We start from the raw sequence: 24,217 nt of genomic DNA, 5'->3' as shown, positions 1-24,217 counted from the left end.
GTCAGGGGGCCAGGACCGTAAATGACCGGTCGCCGGCTTTTTCGATGTAACCACTTTGCGCCGCCCCGGAGAACATGGATGGCAAACAGGCGGCAAACCGACGAACCGATGTACGCGCAGATCGCCGAGTCGATCCGGCGGGATATCGATTCGGCGCGCGTCCAGGTCGGCGCACGCCTGCCCGGCAGCCGCTCGATGGCTGTGGCGCTGGGGGTGTCGCGCACCGTCGTGCTGATGGCTTACGAACAGCTTGAAAGCGAGGGCTACCTTGACTCGCGCTCGGGCAGCGGCACCTACGTGGGCACGCGCCCCGTCGGCGCATCCGCGGGCGAGACGCACGCGGAGGAACAGATCGTGGCGCCGGGCGAGCCGCGGCTGTCCCGCCTGGCCCGGCGGGCCGTGTTGCCCGCCCTGCCCGAAGCGCAGGCACCGGCACTTCAGGGAGATGTGATCGACCTCGCGCAGCCGCGCGTCGGGTCCGACACGCGCAGCATCAAGGCCTGGAAGCAGAACCTGATGGCCTTGCTGCGCCGTCGCAACACCCCGCACTTCCCCGAACTGCAGGGCGCCATCGATCTGCGCAAGGCCGTGGCCGGCTATCTGCGTGTCGAGCGGGCGATCGAGGTCGACCCGGACGACATCCTGATCGTCAGCGGTGCCCAGCAGGCGCGCGACCTGATAGCCCGCGTGCTGCTCGACGAAGGCGACAGCGTGGTGGTGGAGGAGCCCTGCCACTGGAGCGTGCGCCATACCTACGAAGCGATGGGCGCGCGGGTCGTGCCGTGCGAGGTGGGCCCGCACGGTATCGACCTGGACCGGCATGCCGCCGCGCTGGACGGCGTGCGGCTGGTCAACGTGGCCCCGTCCTTCCAGTTCCCGACCGGAGTGGTCATGCCCGAGGAGCGGCGCCGGGCCCTGCTGCAATGGGCCTATGCGCACGACGCATGCCTGGTGGAGGACGATTTCGATTGCGAGCACCGCTTCGGCGTGCGTACCTCGCCGTCGCTGTGGTCGCTGGATCGCTACGGCCGGGTGATCCACCTGAGCAGCTTCGCGCGCTCGATGTTCCCCGCGCTGCAGCTGGGCTACATGCTGGTGCCCCGCCCCCTGCGCGAGCGGTTCCTGGCGATCAAGTGGCTGGCCGATCGCGGCAGCATATCGATGCAGCAGCATGTGCTCGCCGCATGCATCGCCAGCGGCCAGTACCTGCGCGATCTGCGGCGTATTGCCCACCGCCTGGCGCCCCGCCATAGGGCCCTGCACGACGCGCTGCGGGCGCGCCTCGGCAGCGCCATGGCGGTGACCGACTCGGTGGCCGGAGGGTCGCTGTTCGTGCACCTGCCCCGGTTGCCACGCAGCGCGACCGGGGCCTTGATGGCCGAGGCACAGGCACGCGGTGTGCGTATCCGTTCTGCCGAACGCTTCCACCGGATGCCACCCGATCATGTCACGCTGGTGCTCAGCTACGCCGGGGAATCCGAGGCGAGCCTCAAGCGCGCCGGGGCGCAGCTCGCCGAGGCCTATTACGCCATCGACAAGGAGCACCGGTTCGCCGCCGAAAATGAGGGGGTGGAGTGAGCCTGCCCGACCCTTCTGACTGTCGTTTGAATGGGAGCCAAGGGAGTGCCTGGCCGCTGCTTGTCCGACGTTCCCCAGGCCGGGGAGTGCGGAAAGTCGACCCTACTGTTCCGGCATGGCGCTCATGTGCAGCAGCCCCCAGCCTTGGCCGTCCGGGTCGACGAAGCTGTATGAGTACATGAAGCTGAAATCTTCCGGCCTGTCATAGGTGGAACCACCCGCGGCGAGAGCCTTGGCGACGAGGCTGAAGCATTGCCATGCACGGCCGGCATGATCACGGCACGCTCACCACTTTGCCGATCTCGGCAAACAGCGCGTCGCGTGCCGGTTTGTCGGCCTGCGAGGCGGTGAGAAACGCGGCCACGATGACGGTGTGGCCGTTCGGCTTGGTGAGGATGCCGATGTCGTTGTAGGCGGCGGTTTGGCCTTCCAGCGAATACGAGGTGCCGCATTTGTCCGCAAAGCGGGCGCCGGCAGGCAGCCCAGCGCGCAGGCGATTGGGCACGGCCTGCCCGTACATCAGGCCAAGCAAGCGCTGGGTCGAATCGGCGGAGAGCAGCTGGCCCGACCACAGCTTGTCCAGCAGCTCCACCGCCGCATCCGGCGTGCTGCGGTTGCGCGGGTCGCGCAGATAGGCCTGATAGCCGCGCCGTTCCCGCGCCAGCGTCGCCTGGGCGTTTTCTCCCGTTGGAATGGATCGCCCGTGCTCCGTGTCTTCGAAGATGCGATCCACCCCGGCCTCGCCGAGATCCACGCGCATACCCTCGATGCCGTGCGCACGCAGAAAGCCCGTCACCACCTGTGGCCCGCCCACCAGCCGGATCAGCGCATCGACCGCGGTGTTGTCGCTCTCGCTCACGGTGGCCACCAGCAGGCGATCCACCGTGAAGCGCATCTGCTCGCCGGTGAAGTGCGCGCCGATGGACGGCACGGCGGCGCCGCCCACCACGTCCCGCCGGTGGATGGTCACCTCCTGCTGCAGGCGGATATGCCCGGCATCGATCTGTGCCAGCACCGCCGCGGCCACCGGCACCTTGATCACGCTCATCATGGGATAGGCGCGATCGGCGTGGATGCGCGTTCGCGCGTGCGTATCCAGATCCAGCACGGTCACGCCCAGCACGCCGGGTTCGGCTTGTTTGGCCAGATGCGCCAGAACCTGCTGCAAGCGCGTGTCGGTGGCGTCGGCAGCGCTCGCCGGCCGGACCAGCGCCAGCGTCATGCACACGCTCCACCCCGCGCCGCGCAGCGAACGGGCGATTGAATTCATGGGTGTCCTCGACGCGAAACGGATAGGAGATTTCATCGGGGCACTACGGTGCCGGCGTGCCGCTGAGGTGCAGAACGCCCCAGCCGTGGCCGTCCGGGTCGACGAAGCTGTGCGTGTACATGAAGCCGAAATCCTCCGGCTCGTCGTAGGTCGTGCCGCCGGCGGCAAGCGCCCTGGCAACAAGGCTGTCGACCTCTTCGCGGCTGTCGCAGCTCAGCGAGAGCAACACCTCGACCGCCTTGCTCGTGTCGCAGATTTCCTTCGGCGTGAAGTCACGGAACCTGGCATGGGGACACAGCATCAGGATGATCGTGTCGGTGATGGAGAAGCAGCCGCCACCTTCACCGGTGAACTGCGGGTTAGGCGCAAAGCCGAGCGCGGCGAAGAAGGCCACGGACCTAGGCAGGTCGGCGACCGGCAGGTTGATGAAGATTTGTCTGCTCACGGATGTGCCCTCATGCGGGTAGGGGTGATGGGTCGTGCAGGCTGCCGCACTCTTCTACCACTTTCGTCCTCTGAGTACCCGGCGAGGCTCATGCTGCGGCGGCCTGACCTGTGCAGTAACCGCCGGGTCATTACGATCCCGAGGCCGAGAGCGGTTTCGCGCGGTTCAACCACAGCAATCGGGATCGCTCCTTTCCGGACCCAAACATGCAGCCGAAGCAACGTATCGAGGCGTACCTGCAGTAAATGGACGGCCGCGGCGTCCCGCGGAAGAACTTCGCACCCCCGATATGGAAGGCGCTGTGGTCCCTTGGCATCTTCCTGCCGCCGCCTCCGTTTCTGATGTTGCCGGCCATGATCACCGTATCGGCACTCTCGGGCGCCTTGCTGGTGCTGGTCCTTTGGCTTGTTTTCGGGTTGATGGCCCTGCTCCACCCGTTCCGGTATCCGTCGACGCTCGCGATGTTGTGGTGGGCAGCCCCGCTCACCGCCGCCTGCATGGCCATCGCCAACCCCATCTACTTCCGGCGCATGGCCCGCCAACATGGCCTGGTCACCTGGTCGACCTTCGCTGGCATACGTCAGCGCGTCTGAGAGCGCGAGAGGCGGACGACGGCCGAGGTGACCGGCGTGGTCCCGGTACCGCATGGAACACGGCGACTCGTGGTCAGCAGCGATACGGACAAAGAACCTTCCGGCATATCGCTTGCGCGCGGCCATCGATGCCCGACGCACGCGCTTTTCTGGCCGCTCAGGATCGAGCGGCCAGAAAAAACGACGAGCGCCTGGCGCGCCGAAAAGTCGAACCTAACCTGCTCGGATTTCCGGGGCAGATCAGGTGATCGCTTATGGGCTACTTCCCGTTCGTCGGCGCGATCTTTTCGCGGTGTGAGAGCTGCTTGATATCAATCTTTTCGAATTCGCAAAGCTCGGTCATCGCCAATTCCATGAGCGCGCGGGCATGCCCGGTGGCGCGGGCGAGCATGGCGTGCACCTTGGCGTCGTCCGCGTTGCGGTTCTTGCATTCGTTCGAATAGTTTTCGAACGCGTTCAGGGCCAGCACCAGGTCCGCCACCTGGTTGGGGCATTCGCAGTCGACGTTGGGAATGATCTCCTGCAGATGCGCCAGCTGCACATCGTCGAAACGGCGTGCCGGGGCCGGCTCCGTGGGTAGCGTGGGCTGACGGGCGACCGGGGCCGGCTCGGGTGCCTTTTCCGGCTCGCCCAGCAGGCTGCGAACGATGAGGTGGATCAGGTTCGCGCGCAGGGCGCGCACGCTGATGGGTGCCCGCAGCACATGCCGCTTGTCGCCCCGCAATGCTTCCACCAGATCCCACTTGGCGAAGGCGTACACGATCATCGTCAGCTCGGGCCTGACGGTCTCCTCCAGCACCTTCACCACGGCTTGCGGATCACTGCCGAGCAGCGGCAGGTCCAGCACCAGCACGCGCGGCTGCACGTGCCGAAGGCCCTCTCGAAAAGACTCCAGATCCGATGCCTTGAGCACCACATCGAGATGCTTACTCTCCTCGGGCGGATCTTGTTCCATGTACGTCGGCAACGTTTGATGCAGGATCGCGAGCTTGACCACAACAGTTCCTTCAATCAGGGGAAAACGGGACACCGGTGCCAGTGCGGGGTATCGATGCGTTGAAAAGCGTCCACCGACTACTCCGCGCCTGTGATGCTGCGCGGTGCCTGGCGAATGCTTGCGCTGGTCGTGACGATGCGGGGGCGAGGGCGTGTACGTGCCGCAGAGGCATCCGGATGCAGCGCGCCGCGCACACAGCGCAAAGAACTGCGAAAAGTCGGGGCCAGAGTGCACTTCTCCGAGGTGTCTCGTCAGCTTGCAGCGACAGACAGCGTGTTGGACCGCAGGCAAGGTGGCTTATTTGGCAAGGAGCCACCCATGACACGCAGGCCGCGCATCGACCTGCCCCGCATTCCCCAGCACGTAGTCCAACGCGGCAACGATCGCCAGCCCTGCTTCTTCACCGATGCCCACCGGCATCGCTATCTTCAGGATCTAAGGGAAATCGCTCTGCGCGAAGGCTGCACCATCCACGCCTACGTGCTGATGACCAACCACTTACGCTGCAGATCCTCTCTCATCGATGGCGATACCGATCTGTTGCGCTGCTACCGCTACATCGAGCTGAACCCGGTCCGCACTCATGTGCACCGATCCGGCGGACTACTTCCTGGTCTAGCCACGGCGCGAGCGCCCTGGGTCACGACAACTCACTCGTCCATGCGCACCCGATCTACCAGAGCCTCGGCGCGACGCGCAGAGATCGCTACGCTGCCTACCGCGCCATCGAACTGGAAACACTCTCCGACGAGGATATCGAGGCGATCCGGCTGCATCTTCAACGCCAGCACGCACTCGGATCCGATTGCTTCCGCGCCGCCATCGAGGCCCCGCTCGCCCGACCGGTCGGGCCCGCTCAAGATCGGGCGCCCCGCAAAATCCGAAGTGCATCGGGAGCTCGAACCTGCCCCCCCCTTTTTAAGGTGGGAAAGCAAACCACTTCATGCCTTTCGTCCCGGGAGTTTCGGCTTACACGCTCCGAAGAATTCGCCGATATCGGCGTTGGATCACTCCGGGTACTTTCTCGCACGCCAGCCCCATCGCGTCGTTGTCTATGCGCAAGCAGGCTTGGTGCGGCGTTGGCATGTCTTTCCATGGAAAGCCGAAGTTCACCTACATATCGAAAGAGGATCAAGGATGAAGATTGTTTATGGAGCGCTCGCCGCGCTCATGATGTTCACTGGCGTCGCCAATGCGGCCGACAACACGCATCAGCTCGCCGCCGCGGTGCAGGGAACCACCGTGACCGTAGACGGCAGGATCGACGCATCGACCCCGAACCTGAAGCAGCAGGCGGAGCTGGTCCAAGCACTCCAGGGCATGCAGACCAATGGGCCTGTCGCCAACTGGTCTCCGGGACCGGGCTGTGTCTACAACTGCCCCCTGCCGGTCGGCAGCATCAGCGCATCGCCGTCCATTGTCTACGCTCCCGCCGGCGGCATGGGGAGCGTGTCCATTCGCTGGACCTGGGACGAATCGCGATCACAGCCGGTAGCGCAATACAGCTGCTTGTGGGTGAGCGGAAATGGGGAGCCGAATGCGCATGTGGTTCAGTGCGAACATCCGGGCAACACCTATACCACCAATCTGAACTGGATCGCTGCCGGTTCCAGCTACGTTTTCCGTGTCGCACCGGGTAACCCCAACGGCCCATACACGCAGCCGATCTCATATCTGAACACCCTCGCTTCGACGACCGTGGTCGGCGTCGCTAGGTAATGGGAGTGCACCCCGGGCACCATCGTGCCCGGGGTGTGCGCATACCGAGCCGGGCCAGGTTGACCCCGTTCGGTTTTCGGGTTGATGGCCCTGCTCCACCCGTTTCGGTATCCGTCGACGCTCGCGATGTTGTGGTGGGCAGCCCCGCTCACCGCCGCCTGCATGGCCATCGCCAACCCCATCTACTACCGGCGCATGGCCCGCCAACATGGCCTGGTCACCTGGTCGACCTTCGCTGGCATACGTCAGCGCGTCTGAGAGCGCGAGAGGTAAAAACCACGGTCACCATTCGGGGGTTACGCCACCGCGAAGGTGCTGGGCATCATGTTGATGTATTGCACGACGCGTGGCCGTTCGCCCAGGTTTGGACGGCTGCCGTGCGGCAGCCAGGCGTGCCAGATCACCATGTCTCCAGCTCCGGCTGCCACAGGCATCGATCCCAGCGAATGCAGATCCTGCTGCTGCGGGTCCGCGCCGGGAGGAAGCGCCGCCAGCCAGTCGGGCAAGCGCTTGTGAAACCCCGGCACCAGCGTCAATGCCCCCTGCTCCGCCGGGGTGTCGGTCAGGTACAGGATGCCCTGCGTCTCGAACGAAAGCGGCTGGGCAAAGTTCACGTCCCAATGCAGATCCGGCCCCGGGAAGGGGTGGTCCGCTCTTTGCGGTGGATGAAAGCCGCAGCGATCCGCGCTTATCCACAGGTCGGCCGTGTTCCAGAGCTGGGCGAAAGCCTTGTGGATGCGCGGTGAGCGTCGCGCGGCCTCCAGTGCAGGATGCTGAATCAGCTCCACCATGATCCTGTGTCGTCCCCCGCGCCGGTACCACGACTCGCGGTCGTCCGGCGTGGCCTCGACGTGGGCATAGATCACCTGCTCCACGTTGCGCCGGACCTCCTCGCAGACGGCCTGTCGCAGCACCACGTAGCCATGGGTCTCCCAGAAAGCCAGGTCGTCATCCGTGAGCACGGCCGGACTCGCCTGCACGGACTCCAGCCATGAACGCGCGTCATCGGGAGGCGGCGCTCCGGCCACCGCGGCCCGCAACCGCTCCACGCAGCGGCGATCGGGCCACCCCGCCGTGGCCACCACCCACGCCTCGAAGTCCTCGAAAGTCGGCGCCTTGTCCATCAGATGATCCCATGTCTGATGCAAGCCCAGCCCAAGCGCATCGAGCACCTGGCGATCAAGGCGCGCCTCGTCGTGCAGGCGGGCTGCGAGCCCACTCCGTGCAGCTTGGGCGGCCGCCCAGAGGCGCTTCAGATGGGGGACGCCGAGCGAGCCGGTGACACTGGACGATGGGAGGGTGGCGGTCATGGAGGATCCGTGCACAACAGCGGGATCAAGTTCAGTCTTGCGCAGGTTACTGTGCGCACCCCCTGAGCCAGTCAGGCGGCCGGCTCCGCGACAGCGGCTCTGTTGCCTTTCGTGCTCGACCTTCCAGGCATTCCCCAGCACTCATCCAGCGCGGCAACAACCGCGGGCCCTGCTTTCTCGACGAAGCGGGCCGGCACCGTTACCTGCACTTACTCGGCGAGGCACTGCTCGACACCCGCTTCGCACTCCATGCCGGCGCGCTGATGGACAACCACTTCCACCCGCTGGTCAGGCACGGCCTCCGATCAGGACATCGAGGCGATCCGCTTACACCTTCAAAGCCAGCATGCATTCGGATCCGATCGCATCCGCGCCGCCATTGAAGCCCAGCTCGCCCGACCGGCCGGGCCGTTCAAGATCAGACGGCCCCGCAAGATCCTCAGCAGGCCGGAAAGGTGAACCTGCCCCCGTTTTGCTTGGCCGGCATCTGACTCGTCTGTCGCTCCGCGCCCACCGGATAAACCTTGGTGACTAAACCGGGCACGGCTTGTTGATCGTGATCAATCGCTGACGCGCTGGACTGCGTAGAAGTCCCCTCCCGCATACAAACCTCTGAGACAGCACAAGGAGGAGAAGATCATGCGCATCTGGAAGCTCCAAATCCCCACTCGGGTAGCCGTTGCACTGGCCCTCACAGTCGTCGGAACCGCCCACGCGGGGGCCACCGTGCTTACAACCGCGGCGGCCAGTGCTCCCGTGCAGATTGTGACCGTTGATCCTCGCGTGCCGCACCCGACCGGCACCCCCTGCATCGTGCAGCTGATAGACAACCAACCGTTCTCCGGCGAGGACGAATACCAGACCGACAACCATTTCACCTACATGCCGCCGCCTGCATGCAAGCCACCGTGGAGCAAGGTCGTGCTGCAGGTGGAAATCACCAGCTCCCGCCACACGGTGGTGGACGACATTGGCATCTCGCTCGAAGGGGTTCCCCTGTTCCATCAGGCAGCGCCACGCTATGACGCTCCCACCCGCTGGCACGCCGAGCGAGATCTCACCGACTACAGTGCACTGCTCACCGCGCCGCATATCGGCTCGTATTGGACAACCGTCGCCGAAGACACCCGCGACCCCGATGGCTTCACGTCGGCCTTCACTGGCACCGCGCGACTGCTGTTCTACCCGCAGACCGCCGGAGCGCCCACGCAGGACGTTCCCGATGCAGTATTCGCGCTGGACGGCGCTACGCCGCTGGCACTTCCCCACAACATCGTGCGCGCCTATTTGGACGTGGATAACGCGCAATCGTGGTGGTACTTCTGCGTGCCGGATGCGGACGTGGCCCGCCACCCTGCCCTGTTCGACGTATTCGCCCCCGGCAACCGGCTGAAGAACTCCATCTTTCCGCACGAGCAAGAGTGCCCCGGCGGCAGCTTCCGCGAGATCGCGGTGGATGTGGACGGTACGCCTGCCGGGATCGCGCCCGTGTTTCCCCTGCTGCCGGCTGACCCCAGCATCAACTATTTTCACAACGCGCTGAATATGCCCACGCCCACGCCGCAGATGCTCAACATCGTGCCGTATCGGGTCGACCTCTCGCCCTTTGCGGGCCAGCTCGATGCCGCCGGCCCGCACCTGGTCTCGGTTCCCGGCGTACTGCTGGTGTATCTGGACCGCAAGCGCTCCACGGTGAGCGGCGGCGTCACCTTCAACACGCTGGCCGGCGCACAGGCGGCACCCACGTTCGCCAGCGCCTTCACCGATCGCGACCAGGCGCTGTGCGGCAAGATCACCACGCGGCAATCGCGACAATTCGAAATCCGTGGATTCGTGAACAGCTCGTTGGGCCGTGTCGACTCAGCGGTCAGGCAGTCGAGCGCGTTCGAGAACGTGCAATCCTTCGATATTCGTGGCCCGATCGAGCCGGGCCCGACGGCGGTGGACAAGCTCTATCAGCAGACCTTGTCACTGCGCAGCACCACGACCCGCGCCAGCCGTTGGGCCATCGGCGGCACCCTACTCGGCGCAGACGTGGAGCACGTGAGCTATCCCCTCACGTACCGCTATCACATGGCCACCAACGCAAGAGAAGCCGACGGCTGGTACATCGCGCTGCGCAATGGCACCGTGACCGCCACGCAAGGCCGCGTGGAGAGTGCAGATCACTACCGGCCCGGGCGCCGTCATTACACCACCCGCATGGTCGACTACTTTGCCGGCACCCGCACGCACGCCTATGACAGTTGGGGCGCGTTGTTGCGGGGTCCGTCGCGCGACAGCAACTGGCGCAGCGTCGCGGTGCACCGTTTCACCGACAACTTCGGCAGCTGCTACACCGCTGCGGTTGGCGCCTTGAACGGAGCGGTTTGGGCGACGTCACAAGGTATCGGCTGCCCGGACGAACGCAACTCCGTGCGCTGGTTTGCCCACCCCGACGGTTCACCGGACAGCCTGGGTTGGTGGCACTAAGTCGGCGGCGAGCGGGGCACCGATACGAGCAACTGTGAACTTGTGCCCGACATGCCTTTTCGACGGGTGGGCTATCCATGTGCGCTGGATCATCACGGCGCGAACTCCCTGTGGCCATGCTGGACGTGGGAACGACTGAACTGGTGCAGATACGCTCCGAAGGCGAAACAAGCGCAGCTCACCCTGACTCACTTGAAAGCCACGGTCACGTACCGGGTTTTGCGGTAGCCCCCGATATCAGACAGCCGCTTCGCGGCCCAGTCCTTCAGGTCCTGGACCTTTTGCTCATCTACCGCGGCCCTGCGAGCAAAGAACATCGTGACGGTCGGATGTTGAAGGTCATCGCAGCCCCCTACCCGGAACGGCTCGCCCTTCGCTGCTTGAGGGCTATCCATCGGCAAATCCGGTCTTCCGCATCGCCAGTGGATCAACGCCGCTGCGTCGATCACCGTGCCGTTCGGCGTGGTCAGCACGGCGGCGGTGACCGCACAATTGTGCGGCTGACACCCGCCATACAGCGTGTAGCCGTGCCCAGTGGCCTCGCGATCCTGCGGAACGCCGTCGAAGACGCCAAGGAACTGCGTGGCCAGGAGCCCCCGGTCGACACCCGGGACATGATGGCCTCTCAGCACGACAAATTGCCCCTTCTCGCTTCCAAAGAAGGATGTAACGGAGGTATCCAGCTGTTGGCGTAGCGCGCGGTCGTTGTACCAGACAGTGGCGTGTTGTGCTGCGGCAGGGCCGAGCACAAGAAAAAGCATCGGGATAAGCGCCATCCTTTTCATTGAAGCCATCACCTCTCCATGGATAAATGCCAGCGGCGTCGTTTCGGGATGTTCTGATTGTTGATTTCGGCGTGGATCCCGCGCAAGGCTCCAACCAACTCCGAAAGTGTCCCCCTACTCCCGGTCCCCTTGTGGCGCGTCAACCGCTGGCGCCGACCCTGAACACGACCATCAATCCATCCAGATCGCCCTTGTAGATAAGCGATCGGACAAGCGAGAAAAAAGCGCAGAACTCTTGCTTGTAGTAGAGCTCCGAGGTCCACGCCACCTCGCCGTGATTGGGATCGAAAAGCGTCATGGACCGTATCGGTGCTGCGCGATGATGAACCGCGAAGGCATGTCCCCCGTGCGGTCCATGCGCACCGATGAAATAAAAGCCGGGGGACGATTCAATGAAATCGGACATGACCCGCAGATCGTCCGTCACCGTCGCCCCCTTGTGCACGAGACCCGAGTTGCCGAGATAACGGAAGGCCGGGGTCATCTTGGCGGCAACAATTTTCTTCGGCTCAGCTCCCGCGTTCTGCGCAAGCGCTTCGTGATGCTCCTCCTGCAAATCGGTGGCAATCCTTTTGCCAGATGTGCTCGCGAACAGTCTCTTGAAAGCGTCACGGGAAGATTCACCGCTCCTGGCCGCCAGATACCTCTGCTCAATCCACATGGCGCAAACCGCATAGCAGATTCCAGAGCTGTCCTCCATGCCCTGTGTATTCAGATACGTGTCCTGGCTCCACGGATGGAAGAAGCCCGTGCCCGCCTCTGCCATTGACTGAAACGACATGCTCACTCTCCTTATGAAGAAATAGTGGGGATCAGCGTCGACTTTGCTCGCCCGCCTGCGTTGTCCAGAGCCCCAACGCATCCGAGGCGACGCAAAAGAGCACCCTCATCGCTGCTTTTTTCTCACCGACGATGTCTGCCATGGCTCGATCCGTGGCTCCCCCTGAAGTAGTGCGGACCGCGGCGGCCGATCTGATCAGGCCGGAGAGAAGCCGAAGCCAGAGCAGATCGATGGAGAAAGTACTGCGCACGCCCTCTCGGCTCCATCGCCGAGCTAGAAAAAAACGAGGGCGTGCTGAGTTCGGTGGATGGAGCTCGGGGCGCTGAGTTGGCAGCTCGGCGGTAGCGCTGAGAGCTCGACGGGCAGATTTCCGGCCTTGGGCGTGGCTTGTGGGACTCGGGTGATGGGGCTCGGACCTTGACCGAGGGCGCAGCAGCGCCGCGCCGAACGGGCGCCAGGTTCACCTCCACCCGAAGAATCAAATGAATCCGACCCGGCTAGCTTCAGGCCGTCGTCGATTGTTGCCGCAAGGGCAACATGCTGAGCGCCTTCACGGTACTTCTGCCGTGCGCTCCCCTGACTAGACTCAATCACGCTCAGTCGAAAGCGCGAGCGCCACAAAAACGCGAGGCATTCGCGGTCGTGCTCGCGCACCGCGCCCCTCCATGCGGCTCCCCCACGCAATTCACAGGACTCCAAAAAATGAGCGCAACACTCCGCAATACTCAGCCGGTTACCGCCAACCTTGGCAAGGATGATTCTGGCGAACTCGTGTCCTCCCGCTACGCGGTGCGCATTGGCGACCTCGATGTCGTGCTGATCAGCGATGGCATTCTGCCGCTACCCACCTCGACGCTGTCCACCAACGTAAGCGACGCCGACCGCAACGAATGGTTCGACCATCGTTTCCTCCAACGTGACATGTTCGATTGGGCGTTGAATATCGCGCTGGTGCGCAGCGGCGACCGCCTGGTACTGATCGACTCGGGCGTGGGCGATGGTTTCGAGTACTTCTCGCGCGCCGGTCGCTCGGTGTTGCGGCTGGAAACGGCTGGCATCGACCTCGCCGCCATCACCGATATCGTGATCACGCACATGCACATGGATCATGTGGGTGGGCTCAACGTGGATGGCGTCAAGGCCAAGCTGCGCCCGGACGTGCGCATCCACGTGGCGGCGGCGGAAGTGGAGTTCTGGAAGCATCCTGATTTCAGCAGGACGGTGATGCCCGAAGCGGTGCCGCCCGCGCTGCGCAAGGCGGCAGCAAGGTTCATGGAGCTCTACCGCGGAAACATCGTGCAGTTCGACCAGACCGTGGAAGTTGCAGCTGGCGTCACCGCACGCGTGACCGGTGGCCACACGCCGGGGCATTGCGTCGTGGACGTTGCTTCAAAGGGCGACAAGCTGACATTCGTCGGCGACATGATCTTCGAAGTGGGCTTCGACCATCCCGATTGGCAGAACGGCTTCGAGCACGAGCCCGAAGTGGCCATGGCCGCGCGCATCGCGCTGCTCAACGAAGCCGCTGAAGCCGGCTCCCTGCTGGCCGCGGCGCACATCGCATTCCCGTCCATCGGTCACGTGGCAAAGAACGGCGAGAGTTTCCGCTTCGTGCCGGTGCAGTGGGATTACTGACGCAAGTTCGGAGGGCAAACGTCGTAATGAGCCGCCGCGAGTTCACAGGACTCGCGGCGGCGCTTTCTTTGGCGGCAGGGATCGGAACAGCGAACCTAACCGGGGCAGGGGCGACCGCAGATACCGCGCTCAGCAGGAAAGTGAGATCCAACCCAGCTTCTGCCCTGTTGGGTCGAACAGGCGCCTGCTCGAACGTCGACCCGTGCAACCCTGCCAAAGAGGACACGTCGAGCATGATCACCGTCTATGGCGAAGGCCGAGGCTTTCGCGTGATCTGGTTGCTGGAGGAGATGGGCCTACCCTACCGCCTGCGCGACGTCGACCTGCTGTCGGGCCTGGAGCATGATCCGGAATTTGGGTCGATCAACCCGGCCGGATTCATTCCGGCACTGGTCGACGGCGCAGTCACCATGGTCGAGTCCATCGCCATCCTCGAGTTCCTCCTCGCGCGCCACGGCCCGACACCCCTCGCACCACCCCCGCACGACCCGACCTATGGCCGCTACCAGCAATTCCTTCACCTGGGCGAGGCCGGACTCGCGATGGCGTGGTACGTGGTCAACTGCAGCGCCAACCTGGCACCGCCGGACGAGAGGAACAACTGGGGCGCCCGCTTTGCACGCGAGATCTTCGAGACTCGGCTGGGGCTCGTGACGCGGCAACTCACGCATTCGCAATACCTGGCAGGCGACCATTTCACCGCCGCAGACATCTCGGTCGTTTACGCGCTGGAGTACGCCGAGCGCGGCGGCTTCCGATTCGGCGACAGCGAGCGCGCGTACATCGCGCGATGCACCGCTCGCCAAGGCTACCGACGTGCCATGGCCGCTTGTCACGCCACCCGCGGCTGGGTCGAGAGCCTGGCGCGCGCACGCTCGGCGGGCGAAGAAGCGAGCTGAGTGCCACCGGTTCGCTGCCTCCCCGCGGAACAGGCAGTCGTGTCAATCGTTCACCGCGCTCGCTTCAAGGCAGTGCCCCCCGCCCCTGCGTTGGCTAAACCAACCGAGGTCGGGTTCACTTCCAACCCAGGAATAAGTGAACCTGACCTCGTTTGCTCTTTGCTCGACTGAGCACGCACAGGACAGCTCCGACCTTTCACCACCCTCGCCTCAACAAGTAGCACTCTGAAGCCCTTTCTGCAGACTTGCGCGGCCAGAAAGTGCACCTCGCCGAAAAATTTTTCCCGTTCCATCGCGAGTCGATAACAGACAGAGGTTCATGGTCCCCTCCCGGACGGGGGACAGTGCATGGGAGAAGCACCATGAACCTTGCGCAACCTGCGAGTCGCGGACTCGCTGTGGCGTTGCTGTTTTGTCTGCCTGCCGCAATCGCGCTCGCGCGGGCGCCAGCGTCCTCACCTGAGCCGCCAGCGGCAACCGTCATCACCACGGCCGACCCAGCGGTGCCGCGAGGCCTGGGAGCACCGTGCGCGGTCACGCTCTTCCACGATCAGGCGTTTCCGGACGAATCCGGCCCGCTCCATTTCACCTACATGCCCCCACCGGACTGTCCGAAGCCTTGGGCAAAAGTGATCCTGCAGTTGGATATATCCGGCTCGCGGCATGCACCGGCGTACAGCCTGGTCGTCGACCTGGCAGGCATCCCCGTGTTTCGTGGCATATCACCAAAATACGACGCTGAGGCCAGCTGGCACGTCGAGCGCGACCTGACCGACGATGTCTCGCTGCTGGGACAGCCGAACGACGGGCAAATCTTCTACTACTTTTCCGACGAATCACCCTCTCCCGAGACACGATTCATCGGCAGCGCAAAACTGCTTTTCTACCGGGCCTCGGAGCAAACGCCCGCGCCGCTCTCACCCGATGTTGTCCTCGCGGTCCATGCAGGCACCACCGCCCTGAACCTGCCGCACAACATCGAGCGCGCCTATCTCGATGTGTTCAACGCCGTTCCGTGGTGGTTTACCTGCGTGCCCGATCAATCGTTCAACCGTTTTCGTGCGTTGCACACGCGGCTCGCACCCGGTGACCTGCCGCGGCAGGGCAACTTCGCCAGGGAACAGGGCTGCAGCGGCGTCAGCCATGTGGAGCACGAGGTGATCATCGACGGCACCCCGGCCGGGATCGTCCCCGCGTTCCCGTTGTTGAGCGCGGATTTCAATCCCTCCCTGCCCAACACCGTCAATCAGCCGACCACGCCGTCGCAGATGCTCAGCTTCGTGCCGTATCGAGTCGATCTCACACCGTTTGCCGGCGTGCTCAACGATGCCGGTACCCACACGCTGGCCATACGCCAGCTGGGGTTGCAGATCTTCTACCCCACTGCCGATGGCCAGCTGCTGCTCTATCTCGACCCTGGCCGCGCGCTCGTCGTCGGCGGCGTCACCCTCAACACCTTGGCCGGCAGCAGCGCTACGCCAACCGTGAACAACACGTTGAGTGCGTCGGGCGACGTGCTGCGAGGCCGGGTGACCACCCGGCTGGACCGCGACTTCGAGATCCGAGGCTTCGTCAACACCTCGCACGGGCAAGTCCACTCGAGCGTCGCCGAGAGCCAAAGGTTCTCCAACACGCAGGTCTTCCTGTTGCGTGGACTGGCAGACCCGGACGAATCGTCGGTTCCTCGCCTCTACGAACAGAACATCTGGCTGTCCAGCACGGTCCATCGCACCAGCCGCCGCACCGTGGGCGGGAAAACCATCAGCCTCGATCAAGAACGCGTGTCCTATCCCCTGCGCTTTAGTTACCGAGTGGAAGGCGCGGTAGCCCAGGGCGACCGCGCGTTCCTTGTACCAACCAAGGCCAGCATGGGGGCGCATCAAGGACGCTTTCTCGATGGCGACCACTATCGGGCAGGACTCGTGCGGTACATCACCAACCTGGACGATGTGTTCGGCGGGAGCCGCGCGCGAAATTTCTTGACTGGCGCGCCAGACACCCATTGGAAAAGCTTCCGCGAGGTTCGCTTCGGCGACAACCTGGGCAGCTGCTACGAACATGCGTTGATCACGCATGACGGTGCCATCGATACCGACGTGCAGGGCATTGACTGCCCGCACGACATCAATCGCGTGCGCTGGTTCGCGCATCCGGATGGCTCGCCCGATGGCCTTGGCTGGGCTCATTGAGATTGATCAGAACTTTCAAAGGGGACAGACGGGAACGCGCACGCTGACGCCTGACTGATCAGCGAGCGCTATCACGCGCGTCAAGCGCACGCTCAACTCGCATCACGGAGGTCAGCGGGTCTGCTCAGCTCGTCTTGTGGGCCAGACGCCCCCCATTGGCCCGGCCTGAAGAAGCTGGAGCCTCCCTGCATTGAGTCTGCCTAGAGCTGGAATGGCCGGACCAGGTCATCGAACGCGGGCAACTGGATGCCCTCCTTCAAGCCCTCTTCGTACTCGTCGCGCAGTGAATCGAGGATGCCGTCGTACTGCTCGAGCATCTCCTGGATCTGCATGCGGTCTTCCACCACATCATCCGACGCCTCCCCTCCGCGTGCCTGGCTCGCACGCAACTCGAGAGTGAGGTCGCGGATCTTGGCCGCCAGCAGCGGGATCACCACCGCCAGGTCGCGTTCACTGATAGCTCGCATGAGGCCTTGCCCTATAGAAGTTTAGGAATGACAGAACGACTGCTTGCCCGCCTCGACGGCCCTGGCCAGCGCCGCGCGGGCCAGCGTATCCAGGGCGCCCTCGTAGGCGTCCTGGCGCATCAGGTTGCGGCACCGGATCGAGTGATGGCCCGGGTCCTTGCGCGTGGGCGTCGCCTTGACGTCCAGCGAATCCGGTACGGGTGTTCCCTCCGGCACGAGGAAGTAAAACCATCCGCTGTATCCGAAGCCGCCGGGCGACGTGCTTACGGAGACGCCTTCCTTCCAGCTCACCTCGGCACGATTGCGCGCGTCCCTGTCCTCGACGCCACGTACCCAGACCGTCCCGGCGCTGTCCTTGAACGTCGTGACATCGGGCGCCCGGAACGAGCCGTCACCGCGAGTGAAACCCACATAGGCGGGGAGAAGGCTGCCCTTGCCCTGCGCGGACTTGAAGGCCTGTTCCCGCTTGCTCACGGTCTTGCCCCAGTGGGAAGACTTGCAGGAACGATAAAGATCGACGGGAACATCTGCCATGAAAGGTCCTTGAGTCGACGGAAGCCGCCTCGTCGGCAGCGACCACTTTGAGCAAATCGCACCCGAAGCTGCTTCCATGCCCCGGTGCGACCCACCATCCGTTTGTGAAGGCAGCCATCGTATACGGCCCTTCCCAGCTAGGTGCGTAAAGGCCTGGAACTTCTGGTCATCGCCAGTGGCCGGCTGGCGCCCTCTGGGCCATCGCGTGGTATGGCAAAAGCCCGACCCATGCTTTTGCGATCATTTGATGATCTCCCCCAGACCATCGTCGATGCGCTCAAAACCGATGGCTCTGCTACACGTTCTCAGGCAGGAGGGAGTTGGGCATTCTGCGGTCTCGACACGCACCGCGACGGACGGAAAGCCGATGCGAGACTGATCTTCTCGTGCTACTCCGTCGTGGGAGACGCTGCACTCGCAGGCCCGGTCGTGCGGCGATGCTTCTTCTGCATGTAAAGCCTGGCGTCGGCGGCTTCCAGCAGGGATGCTGCCTGGTCGCCATCTTCCGGCGCGGTGGCGACGCCGATGGTTATCTCCGGGTAGGCCGCTTCGCGCGCAGCTCCTTCGCGCACGAGCTGGCTGATGCGGCAATTTCCAGCGCAACGGCATGGCTCGTGTTCGGCAGGACCGCGATGAATTCATCGCCACCGTGCCGTCCCAGGTGATCGTGTTCGCGCAACAGGCCGCGCATGGTGGTGGCCACCCAGGTCAGCGCGCGATCACCCGTGCTGTGCCCGTAGTGATCATTGATGAACTTGAAACGATCCAGATCCATCGCCAGCACGCTCAGCGGTCGCTGCCGAAGCCGATGCGAGTCCAGCTCGGTGCCCAACTGCGAAAGAATGCCGCGACGGTTGAGCACTCCGGTGAGGGGGTCCTTGATCACCTCGGTCTGCAGGTGGCTCTGGGTGGCCTCCCAGTTGGCCGTCATGCGGTTGAAGCAGTCGGCCAGCACCGCCAGCTCGTCGCGGCCGTCGACGTCCACACGCACACCGGATTGACCTTCCTCGATGTGCCGGGCGGCCTGGGTCAACGCATGCAGGGGGCGCAGGAGAGAGCGCAGGAAGATCACGATCAGCACCGCGGCCACCGTCAAGGTGATCAGCCAACTCCACGTCAGCCAGTGCAACTGACGGCTGCGCTGGGCAGCAGCATTTTCGTAGCGCGTCTTGAGCACGCCGGAGAGGCTCGCTCGCGCGCTGGATATATCTTTTATGGCGCGCTCCAGCTCGGTGCGCGTGTCCGCGCTGGCTACCGCCCCACTGAAGCGCTGGGCGCGCACCTGTTCAACCAGGCGGCGAATCGATGGACGTGCCTGCACCCAGGCTTTCTGCGCATCGTCGATGATCTGTTTCGGCACATCCTTGCTGTTCGTGCCCAGCTGGATGCTCGAAAAGCTGTTGTCCACATTCTGGGTCAGACCGGCAAAGTCAGGCACCGAGTCGCGCGACTCGGCCAGCAACTCATCCACCAGCGCCTGCTGGAGGTAATGCTCCAGCGTGGCCAAGGGGAGCAACCCATGCACCGACTCCTCGACCGAATCGCGAAAGGCCATCTCCTGTTCGTTCAACACCACCATGCTTACGCCACTGAGCACGGCAAGCGGCAGCAACAGAAGCGCGACGATAGCCATCATCCGTTGCCGCACCGACAGCCGGCGCAACAGCACTTCAAGGCTTCTTCCCATCACGACCACCTTTCCCTGTTGCGTGTCATGAGCGCTGCCGCGTCGGACACCATCTTCGGCGCAAAGACCATCGCACAACAGGTGATCGGAAGCTACGGCACGCGAAAAGGGAACAGAGAGAGTTAGCCAAAGTGAATTGCCCCCGTCCCCTTTACCCCGAGGCCTACCGACAACTGCTGCGCGAAGTGTTGTCCGACCACGACTTCGCCGCGATACGCACCTACCTGAAACAGCAACGCGCGCTGGGCCGCGACGACTTCCGCGCCATGGTGGAGGCCAAAACCCGGCGCTTCGCCGGCATCCGCCCGGCTCACCGACCGCCACGCGCGGATAAGTGACCCTGACCCCGTTCGGTTGTCCGGATTGAAGCTATCTGACGGTGCCAGATTGCGCTCCCCTGGAAACCTAAAAGCCGTTTCGTGTGTCAAGCGGAGACAAGGGTCAAAGTGGTCAGAGTAACCTGACCCCTGCTTCCTTCTGAGCTGTCGGGTCGTGCAGCGTATGCTCGGTCGGTTGCGGCGTGACGCTCATGACTTTCAGGTTCGCCGCGCTTTCGAAGTGGTGCCAGCAACCCTGAGGCACAACCACCAATTCCCCCGGGCCTAGCGGGATGACGTGTCGCTCGCCCTGTTCCAGCAACACAAGCGTCGTGTGCCCCTCGATCGCCATCACAATCTCGTCCCCGTCGGGATGGCGCTCCCACTCGCTGCTGCCCGAGTAGAAGCCAACCGCTATCACGCCATCCCGATAGGGAGCGATGTCCGAAAACGCTGCGTCCGCCTCTCCGGTGAACGCCATCTCCGGCGTCCGGTCGGGCAGATGTTGAAGCGTCTTCAGGACTTCTGTCAGCGATGTCTTCCTCACCACGCGTCGGCTCCTTGGTGACAATGGACGTGCGAAATAGAGGCCGGCGTAAGCCCGCAGACCTTCGCCATGATAGCCACCCGAAAAGCCGGTGGTCAGCGTCGAAGTTTCACGGCGCTCGCTTCAAGAAGGTCCACCTTTCCCCCTGCTTCAGATCGCGCTGTAAAACCACCGGCGCCCACACCAGTAACCGGGCACGAGGACACCCGCCGAGGCTTCTGCTTTAGCGGCCCGACCTGTGCAGGGACCGCTGGGTCATTACAGGGGTCAGTCTCACTTCCACAGACTAGATAAATGAATTTGACCCCGTTCGGTTGTTTCTGACGTAAAGCTCATAACTGATCGAAAAGTCGAACCTGACCCCTGTTTCGCTGTTTCGCGCTCACCTTGCTGGCGACCCAACCAGTTCCGCCGTGTCCTTCAGGTATGCCGCGCTCAGCGTGGAATGCTGCTGCGCGATGGGCAACAGCGTCGGATAGAACTGCACGAACGTGGTGTCGACGGCGGCATGCGCGCTGTGGCAGGTGTAACAGGCCTCGGCAACCGGGATCTGCTTCGCCGGCGCGGCACCGTCGTCGAAGCTGAAGAACGCCCAGCCGCCCTGAAACCGCGCGGTGTCTTTCACGTGCACTTCCATGCCCTGTACACCGCCGCTCTGGTAGTGGCCGCGCTGGTTGATCGAGCCTTTACCCGCCGAGCCACGCACTTCCAGCACGATCACGGTCTTGTCCGGCCAGCGGCCGGTGCTCGCGAAAGCCCGGTAGCTTTCGGGATTGACGAAGGTGTTGTCGAACATCGGGCTGGGCGAAGCCATGGCCTTCGGGTTGTAGCTCATGTCCAGACCGGAGCTGAGATATACCCACTCGCGATAGTCCGCAGGCGCGATCAACCTTCCATCAGCGGTGTAGGCCGGACCATGCGGATCCACCGCGACCTGATCATCGGCGGTCGCGGCGAACGAAGTGGTCGCCATCACGGCACTCAGCAGCAGGCAAAGCGGCTTCAACAGCACGGGTGTTCTCCGACAGAAAGGGCAATGGGATTCTCCTGCCTGGATGCAATCCGCGAAGGACAAAGAAACGACGATTCCGGCCAGCGGTCAGCCGGTAAATCGATCGCGGTAGTCGTTTGGCGTCACGCCATATCGGGCACGGAATGCGCGGCGGAAGGCATCGGCGCTGTTGAAGCCCACGCCCGAGGCGATGCGCCCGATCGGGGCACGGCCCTGGGTCAATCGGATGCAAGCCTGTTCCAGCCGCAGCTTCTCGACAAAACGTGCCGGTGTCGTGCCGAACGTGTCGGCGAACATCCGACGAAAATGGCGCGTGCTCATCGCCACCTGCCCGGCCATGCGCTCGATGTCGATGGGTTCGTCCAGGTGGCCCAGCAACCAATCCACCAGCGCGCCCATGCGGCCGCTGCCCTGCGCTTGCGCGGCGAGCGGCGCGGAAAACTGCGCCTGGCTGCCGGGCCGCTTCACGTACATCACCAGTTGCCGCGCCACGTCGAGGGCGACGGGGGCGCCGAGGTCTTCTTCCACCAGCGCGAGCGCCAGGTCCATACCCGCTGTCAGCCCGCCGGACGTGGCGAAGCAGCCGTCACGCAGGAACAACCGATCCGTTTCGACCTGCAGCGCGGGAAAACGACGCGCAAGGTCGTCGGCATATCGCCAGTGCGTGGTGACGCGGCGGCCATCGAGCAAACCGGCTGCCGCCAGTACGTACACCCCGGTGCAAACCGACACCATGCGCCGCGTATCCCTGGCGCGCTCGCGCAGCCAGTCGAGCAGGCGCGCTTCGCCCGGGAGAGCCAGGCGCGCGCCGATGCCGCCGGGTATCAGCAGCGTATCCAGCGGCGGCGCGTCTTCCAGCGCGTACTCGGGCACGATGGATAGCCCGTTCTCCGCACGCACCGCCCGCGCCTGCATGCCGATGACGCAAAGCTCGTAGGGCGACGCACCAGGCGCGCACGCATTCGCGCCACCGAACACGTCCAGGGGGCCGGCAAGGTCCAGCGCCTGCATATCGTCGTAGGCGAGCAGACCCACGGTTTTGGGGGTAGAGAGTGCATTCATGGGGCAGGCATCGTAGCCGAACAGGGTTTACAAGCCGGGCCCGCGGTCACTTGTCCGGCGCGCCTCGTCAGACCGCAACAACCAGAACATGGGTCAGAACTTCGACAAACGGGGCCGGGCTCACTTCCGTGTGTTCGCAAGTGAACCTGACAAACCGTTATCTGGTCTTGACTAAGTTCAAAGCCCGAATACGCACTAACGAATAGAAGAACGGGGTCAGATTCACTTCAGAACGCTAGATAAGTGAGCCCGACCCCGCTATCAAAAAAAGCGACGCTGCAGTTGGTCCCGAGGCCGCGGGGCGCCCTAATCTACAAAGATTGGCGTGCACCACAAATGGAATTTACCAAGCAACTCAACCAGCAATCTTTGGAGGTCTGGCGTGCCATATCCTATCAAGCAAGGTAATGCAGATAATCTTACCGAAGCAAAATTTGCCGAGGGAGCCGAGATAAAATTTTCGCCATTCACGTCATGCATAGGCGTTGTGGCGCGATATGGCAATGTTCTAAAAGCCGTACATCTCGTCATGATATCGAACAACAAGAAATTCGACGCACTCAATGCGTCGTTTGTGGAGCAATACATCGGGGATCCAGCACCCGACGAAATCGTCTTATTCGGTTGCATCGATCTCTGGCGAAACTCCGAAAGCCCCGAAATCTCTGGTGCGTTCAATACGCTGGTGGGCACACTGAATCAAAAGCGGCTGGTAGTTGAACGCCCTCATCCGCACGGGACCTTTGTCGCCTCAATAGGTCAAAATGGGGCTATCCATATCGCCCTTGCGATCTGATTCTCGATCCCGGCCACTATCCGGGCATGCAAGAACGGGGGCGGATTCATTTCAGAACGCCAAACCAAACGGGGCCAGGTAAATTTTCAACCAGGGAATAAGTGAACCTGACCCCGTTTTTTCCTGAGTCCTGCCCTCCTCCAGGATCATTTTTTCGACCGACTCGGCCACCGCCAGACCGGGTCGCTGAGCACTTCAGTGAAGTAATTGGCCACCACTTCCACCTTCGCCGGTCGATTGCGTGTGGTTGGCGACACGAAGTACAGGCCGCCGCCAGGCTGCTGCCAGTCCGCAAGCAACGGCAGCAGGCGGCCATCACGCAGATACTCGGCGGCCATGAACTCGGGCAACGCGGCGACAGCCTGGCCGGCCAGCAACACCGGTAGCAGTGCCTCCGAATTGGTCGCGCGCAGCCGCCCCATCGGATGGACCACTTCTTCCTTGCGGCCGTTGCGGAAGCGCCACGCGTCGCTTCCCGCACGAAACGCGTAGGCAAGGCAGTGAGAAGGGTCCAGGTCACGTGGGTGTTTCGGCGTGCCGTAGCGCTTTACGTAAGCCGGCGCCGCCACGGTAAACCGCGATACCTTGCAAAGCAGTCTTGCGGCCAGCGACGAATCGGGCAGTGACGCAATGCGCAGGGCCGCGTCGAAGCCGTCGCCAACGACGTCCACCACGGCATCGGACAAATGCAGGTCTACAGATAACTCCGGATAGCGCTCGAGCAACCCTGGGAGCAAGGGGGCGACCCAACGCACGCCGAAGGTCATCGGCACGGCAAGACGCACCGTCCCGCGCGGGGATGCGGACTGATCCCGCGCCAGTGCCTCGGCCTCCTCGGCATCACGGTAAAGCTGCGTCGCCCGCCCCAGCAGACTGGTACCGAAAGCCGTCAGCGCGAGCTGGCGGGACGTCCGATTGAACACGCGCGCGCCCAGTCGCTTTTCCAGCCGGGCGATTCCCCGCGAAAGCGTCGGCACCGAAAGATCGAGCTCGCGTGCCGCGGCCCGGAAGGAGCGGCATTCGGCGACCTTGGCGAACAGGGCGAGTCCTTCAAAGTCCGGCAGCTTTGACATGTCAATTTTGCAACGATGTATTTCATTTGATTCTATTTAGTTACATGCC

Annotated in this window: 23 protein-coding genes and 1 pseudogene; 10 read left to right on the top strand and 14 right to left on the bottom strand. The window is 63.5% G+C overall.

Annotated features, from left to right (window positions below; all coding sequences use genetic code 11):
* Window positions 1–108: 108 nt before the first annotated feature.
* Window positions 109–1,578, top strand: coding sequence for a MocR-like pyridoxine biosynthesis transcription factor PdxR (gene pdxR, locus ISP17_RS15180; protein ID WP_404634670.1), 1,470 nt, complete (start codon window positions 109–111; stop codon window positions 1,576–1,578).
* Window positions 1,579–1,852: 274 nt separating this feature from the next.
* On the opposite strand, the gene bla is transcribed toward pdxR, so the two are convergent.
* Both bla and ISP17_RS15170 read right to left on the bottom strand, forming a co-directional pair.
* Window positions 1,853–2,848: a class A beta-lactamase gene (gene bla / locus ISP17_RS15175; protein ID WP_404634668.1), complete on the bottom strand. Its 996-nt coding sequence runs from the start codon at window positions 2,846–2,848 to the stop codon at window positions 1,853–1,855.
* Window positions 2,849–2,891: 43 nt separating this feature from the next.
* Window positions 2,892–3,293: a VOC family protein gene (locus tag ISP17_RS15170; RefSeq protein ID WP_404634666.1), complete on the bottom strand. Its 402-nt coding sequence runs from the start codon at window positions 3,291–3,293 to the stop codon at window positions 2,892–2,894.
* 245 nt (window positions 3,294–3,538) lie between these two features.
* On the opposite strand from ISP17_RS15170, the gene ISP17_RS15165 reads away from it, so the two are divergent.
* Window positions 3,539–3,886, top strand: a complete 348-nt coding sequence (locus ISP17_RS15165; protein ID WP_404634664.1) for a DUF6404 family protein — start codon at window positions 3,539–3,541, stop codon at window positions 3,884–3,886.
* A 259-nt stretch (window positions 3,887–4,145) separates the two neighbouring features.
* On the opposite strand, the gene ISP17_RS15160 is transcribed toward ISP17_RS15165, so the two are convergent.
* Together ISP17_RS15160 and ISP17_RS15155 are read right to left on the bottom strand one after the other, a co-directional pair.
* A complete protein-coding gene (locus tag ISP17_RS15160; protein WP_404634662.1) occupies window positions 4,146–4,883 on the bottom strand; it encodes a hypothetical protein in 738 nt (245 codons plus the stop codon).
* A 650-nt stretch (window positions 4,884–5,533) separates the two neighbouring features.
* Window positions 5,534–5,743, bottom strand: coding sequence for a hypothetical protein (locus ISP17_RS15155; RefSeq protein ID WP_404634660.1), 210 nt, complete (start codon window positions 5,741–5,743; stop codon window positions 5,534–5,536).
* A gap of 277 nt (window positions 5,744–6,020) precedes the next feature.
* Between ISP17_RS15155 and ISP17_RS15150 the strand changes: the two genes are divergently transcribed.
* Both ISP17_RS15150 and ISP17_RS15145 read left to right on the top strand, forming a co-directional pair.
* A complete protein-coding gene (locus ISP17_RS15150; protein WP_404634658.1) occupies window positions 6,021–6,602 on the top strand; it encodes a hypothetical protein in 582 nt (193 codons plus the stop codon).
* Between the two features lie 84 nt (window positions 6,603–6,686).
* On the top strand, window positions 6,687–6,860 hold the full coding sequence (locus ISP17_RS15145) for a hypothetical protein (RefSeq protein WP_404634656.1): 174 nt from the start codon (window positions 6,687–6,689) through the stop codon (window positions 6,858–6,860).
* A 38-nt stretch (window positions 6,861–6,898) separates the two neighbouring features.
* Here the strand turns inward: ISP17_RS15145 and ISP17_RS15140 are convergent, their stop codons facing one another.
* The gene (locus ISP17_RS15140) at window positions 6,899–7,912 is read right to left on the bottom strand and encodes a phytanoyl-CoA dioxygenase family protein (protein ID WP_404634654.1); all 1,014 of its coding nucleotides are present in this window, start codon (window positions 7,910–7,912) and stop codon (window positions 6,899–6,901) included.
* 639 nt (window positions 7,913–8,551) lie between these two features.
* Here ISP17_RS15140 and ISP17_RS15135 point away from each other — a divergent pair.
* On the top strand, window positions 8,552–10,384 hold the full coding sequence (locus ISP17_RS15135) for a hypothetical protein (RefSeq protein ID WP_404634652.1): 1,833 nt from the start codon (window positions 8,552–8,554) through the stop codon (window positions 10,382–10,384).
* A 188-nt stretch (window positions 10,385–10,572) separates the two neighbouring features.
* Here the strand turns inward: ISP17_RS15135 and ISP17_RS15130 are convergent, their stop codons facing one another.
* Both ISP17_RS15130 and ISP17_RS15125 read right to left on the bottom strand, forming a co-directional pair.
* The gene (locus ISP17_RS15130; protein WP_404634650.1) at window positions 10,573–11,178 is read right to left on the bottom strand and encodes a hypothetical protein; all 606 of its coding nucleotides are present in this window, start codon (window positions 11,176–11,178) and stop codon (window positions 10,573–10,575) included.
* A 130-nt stretch (window positions 11,179–11,308) separates the two neighbouring features.
* A complete protein-coding gene (locus ISP17_RS15125) occupies window positions 11,309–11,950 on the bottom strand; it encodes a YopT-type cysteine protease domain-containing protein (protein WP_404634648.1) in 642 nt (213 codons plus the stop codon).
* Window positions 11,951–12,487: 537 nt separating this feature from the next.
* Between ISP17_RS15125 and ISP17_RS15120 the strand changes: the two genes are divergently transcribed.
* The 3 genes from ISP17_RS15120 (at window position 12,488) to ISP17_RS15110 (ending at window position 16,673) form a co-directional block, all read left to right on the top strand.
* Window positions 12,488–13,585 (top strand): MBL fold metallo-hydrolase, encoded by a 1,098-nt coding sequence (locus ISP17_RS15120; RefSeq protein ID WP_404634646.1) that lies wholly within the window; start codon window positions 12,488–12,490, stop codon window positions 13,583–13,585.
* A 233-nt stretch (window positions 13,586–13,818) separates the two neighbouring features.
* Window positions 13,819–14,484 (top strand): glutathione S-transferase family protein, encoded by a 666-nt coding sequence (locus ISP17_RS15115; protein ID WP_404634644.1) that lies wholly within the window; start codon window positions 13,819–13,821, stop codon window positions 14,482–14,484.
* Between the two features lie 362 nt (window positions 14,485–14,846).
* On the top strand, window positions 14,847–16,673 hold the full coding sequence (locus tag ISP17_RS15110) for a hypothetical protein (RefSeq protein WP_404634642.1): 1,827 nt from the start codon (window positions 14,847–14,849) through the stop codon (window positions 16,671–16,673).
* A 200-nt stretch (window positions 16,674–16,873) separates the two neighbouring features.
* On the opposite strand, the gene ISP17_RS15105 is transcribed toward ISP17_RS15110, so the two are convergent.
* From ISP17_RS15105 to ISP17_RS15095, 3 genes and pseudogenes are all read right to left on the bottom strand, one after another.
* A complete protein-coding gene (locus ISP17_RS15105; protein WP_404634640.1) occupies window positions 16,874–17,140 on the bottom strand; it encodes a hypothetical protein in 267 nt (88 codons plus the stop codon).
* 21 nt (window positions 17,141–17,161) lie between these two features.
* Window positions 17,162–17,674: a Tse2 family ADP-ribosyltransferase toxin gene (locus tag ISP17_RS15100; protein ID WP_404634638.1), complete on the bottom strand. Its 513-nt coding sequence runs from the start codon at window positions 17,672–17,674 to the stop codon at window positions 17,162–17,164.
* A 389-nt stretch (window positions 17,675–18,063) separates the two neighbouring features.
* Window positions 18,064–19,229, bottom strand: a pseudogene (locus tag ISP17_RS15095) (diguanylate cyclase domain-containing protein).
* A 263-nt stretch (window positions 19,230–19,492) separates the two neighbouring features.
* On the opposite strand from ISP17_RS15095, the gene ISP17_RS15090 reads away from it, so the two are divergent.
* Window positions 19,493–19,699 (top strand): hypothetical protein, encoded by a 207-nt coding sequence (locus tag ISP17_RS15090; protein ID WP_404634636.1) that lies wholly within the window; start codon window positions 19,493–19,495, stop codon window positions 19,697–19,699.
* A 112-nt stretch (window positions 19,700–19,811) separates the two neighbouring features.
* Here ISP17_RS15090 and ISP17_RS15085 read toward each other — a convergent pair whose 3' ends face one another.
* The 3 genes from ISP17_RS15085 to ISP17_RS15075 form a co-directional block, all read right to left on the bottom strand.
* A complete protein-coding gene (locus ISP17_RS15085; protein ID WP_404634634.1) occupies window positions 19,812–20,225 on the bottom strand; it encodes a cupin domain-containing protein in 414 nt (137 codons plus the stop codon).
* A 382-nt stretch (window positions 20,226–20,607) separates the two neighbouring features.
* Entirely contained in the window at window positions 20,608–21,300 is a 693-nt protein-coding gene (locus ISP17_RS15080) for a cytochrome P460 family protein (protein ID WP_404634632.1), read from the bottom strand.
* Window positions 21,301–21,324: 24 nt separating this feature from the next.
* Window positions 21,325–22,299 carry a GlxA family transcriptional regulator gene (locus ISP17_RS15075; RefSeq protein WP_404634630.1) on the bottom strand — a complete coding sequence of 325 codons (975 nt, stop codon included), beginning with the start codon at window positions 22,297–22,299 and terminating at the stop codon, window positions 21,325–21,327.
* 325 nt (window positions 22,300–22,624) lie between these two features.
* Here ISP17_RS15075 and ISP17_RS15070 point away from each other — a divergent pair, with 325 nt between their 5' ends.
* A complete protein-coding gene (locus ISP17_RS15070; RefSeq protein WP_404634628.1) occupies window positions 22,625–23,095 on the top strand; it encodes a hypothetical protein in 471 nt (156 codons plus the stop codon).
* A 146-nt stretch (window positions 23,096–23,241) separates the two neighbouring features.
* Here ISP17_RS15070 and ISP17_RS15065 read toward each other — a convergent pair whose 3' ends face one another.
* Window positions 23,242–24,168, bottom strand: coding sequence for a LysR family transcriptional regulator (locus ISP17_RS15065; RefSeq protein WP_404634626.1), 927 nt, complete (start codon window positions 24,166–24,168; stop codon window positions 23,242–23,244).
* Window positions 24,169–24,217: the final 49 nt, after the last annotated feature.

This window comes from Dyella ginsengisoli (assembly GCF_044904665.1).
Taxonomy (GTDB): Bacteria; Pseudomonadota; Gammaproteobacteria; order Xanthomonadales; family Rhodanobacteraceae; genus Dyella_A; species Dyella_A ginsengisoli.
This window is presented reverse-complemented; position numbering and strand designations above follow the sequence as displayed.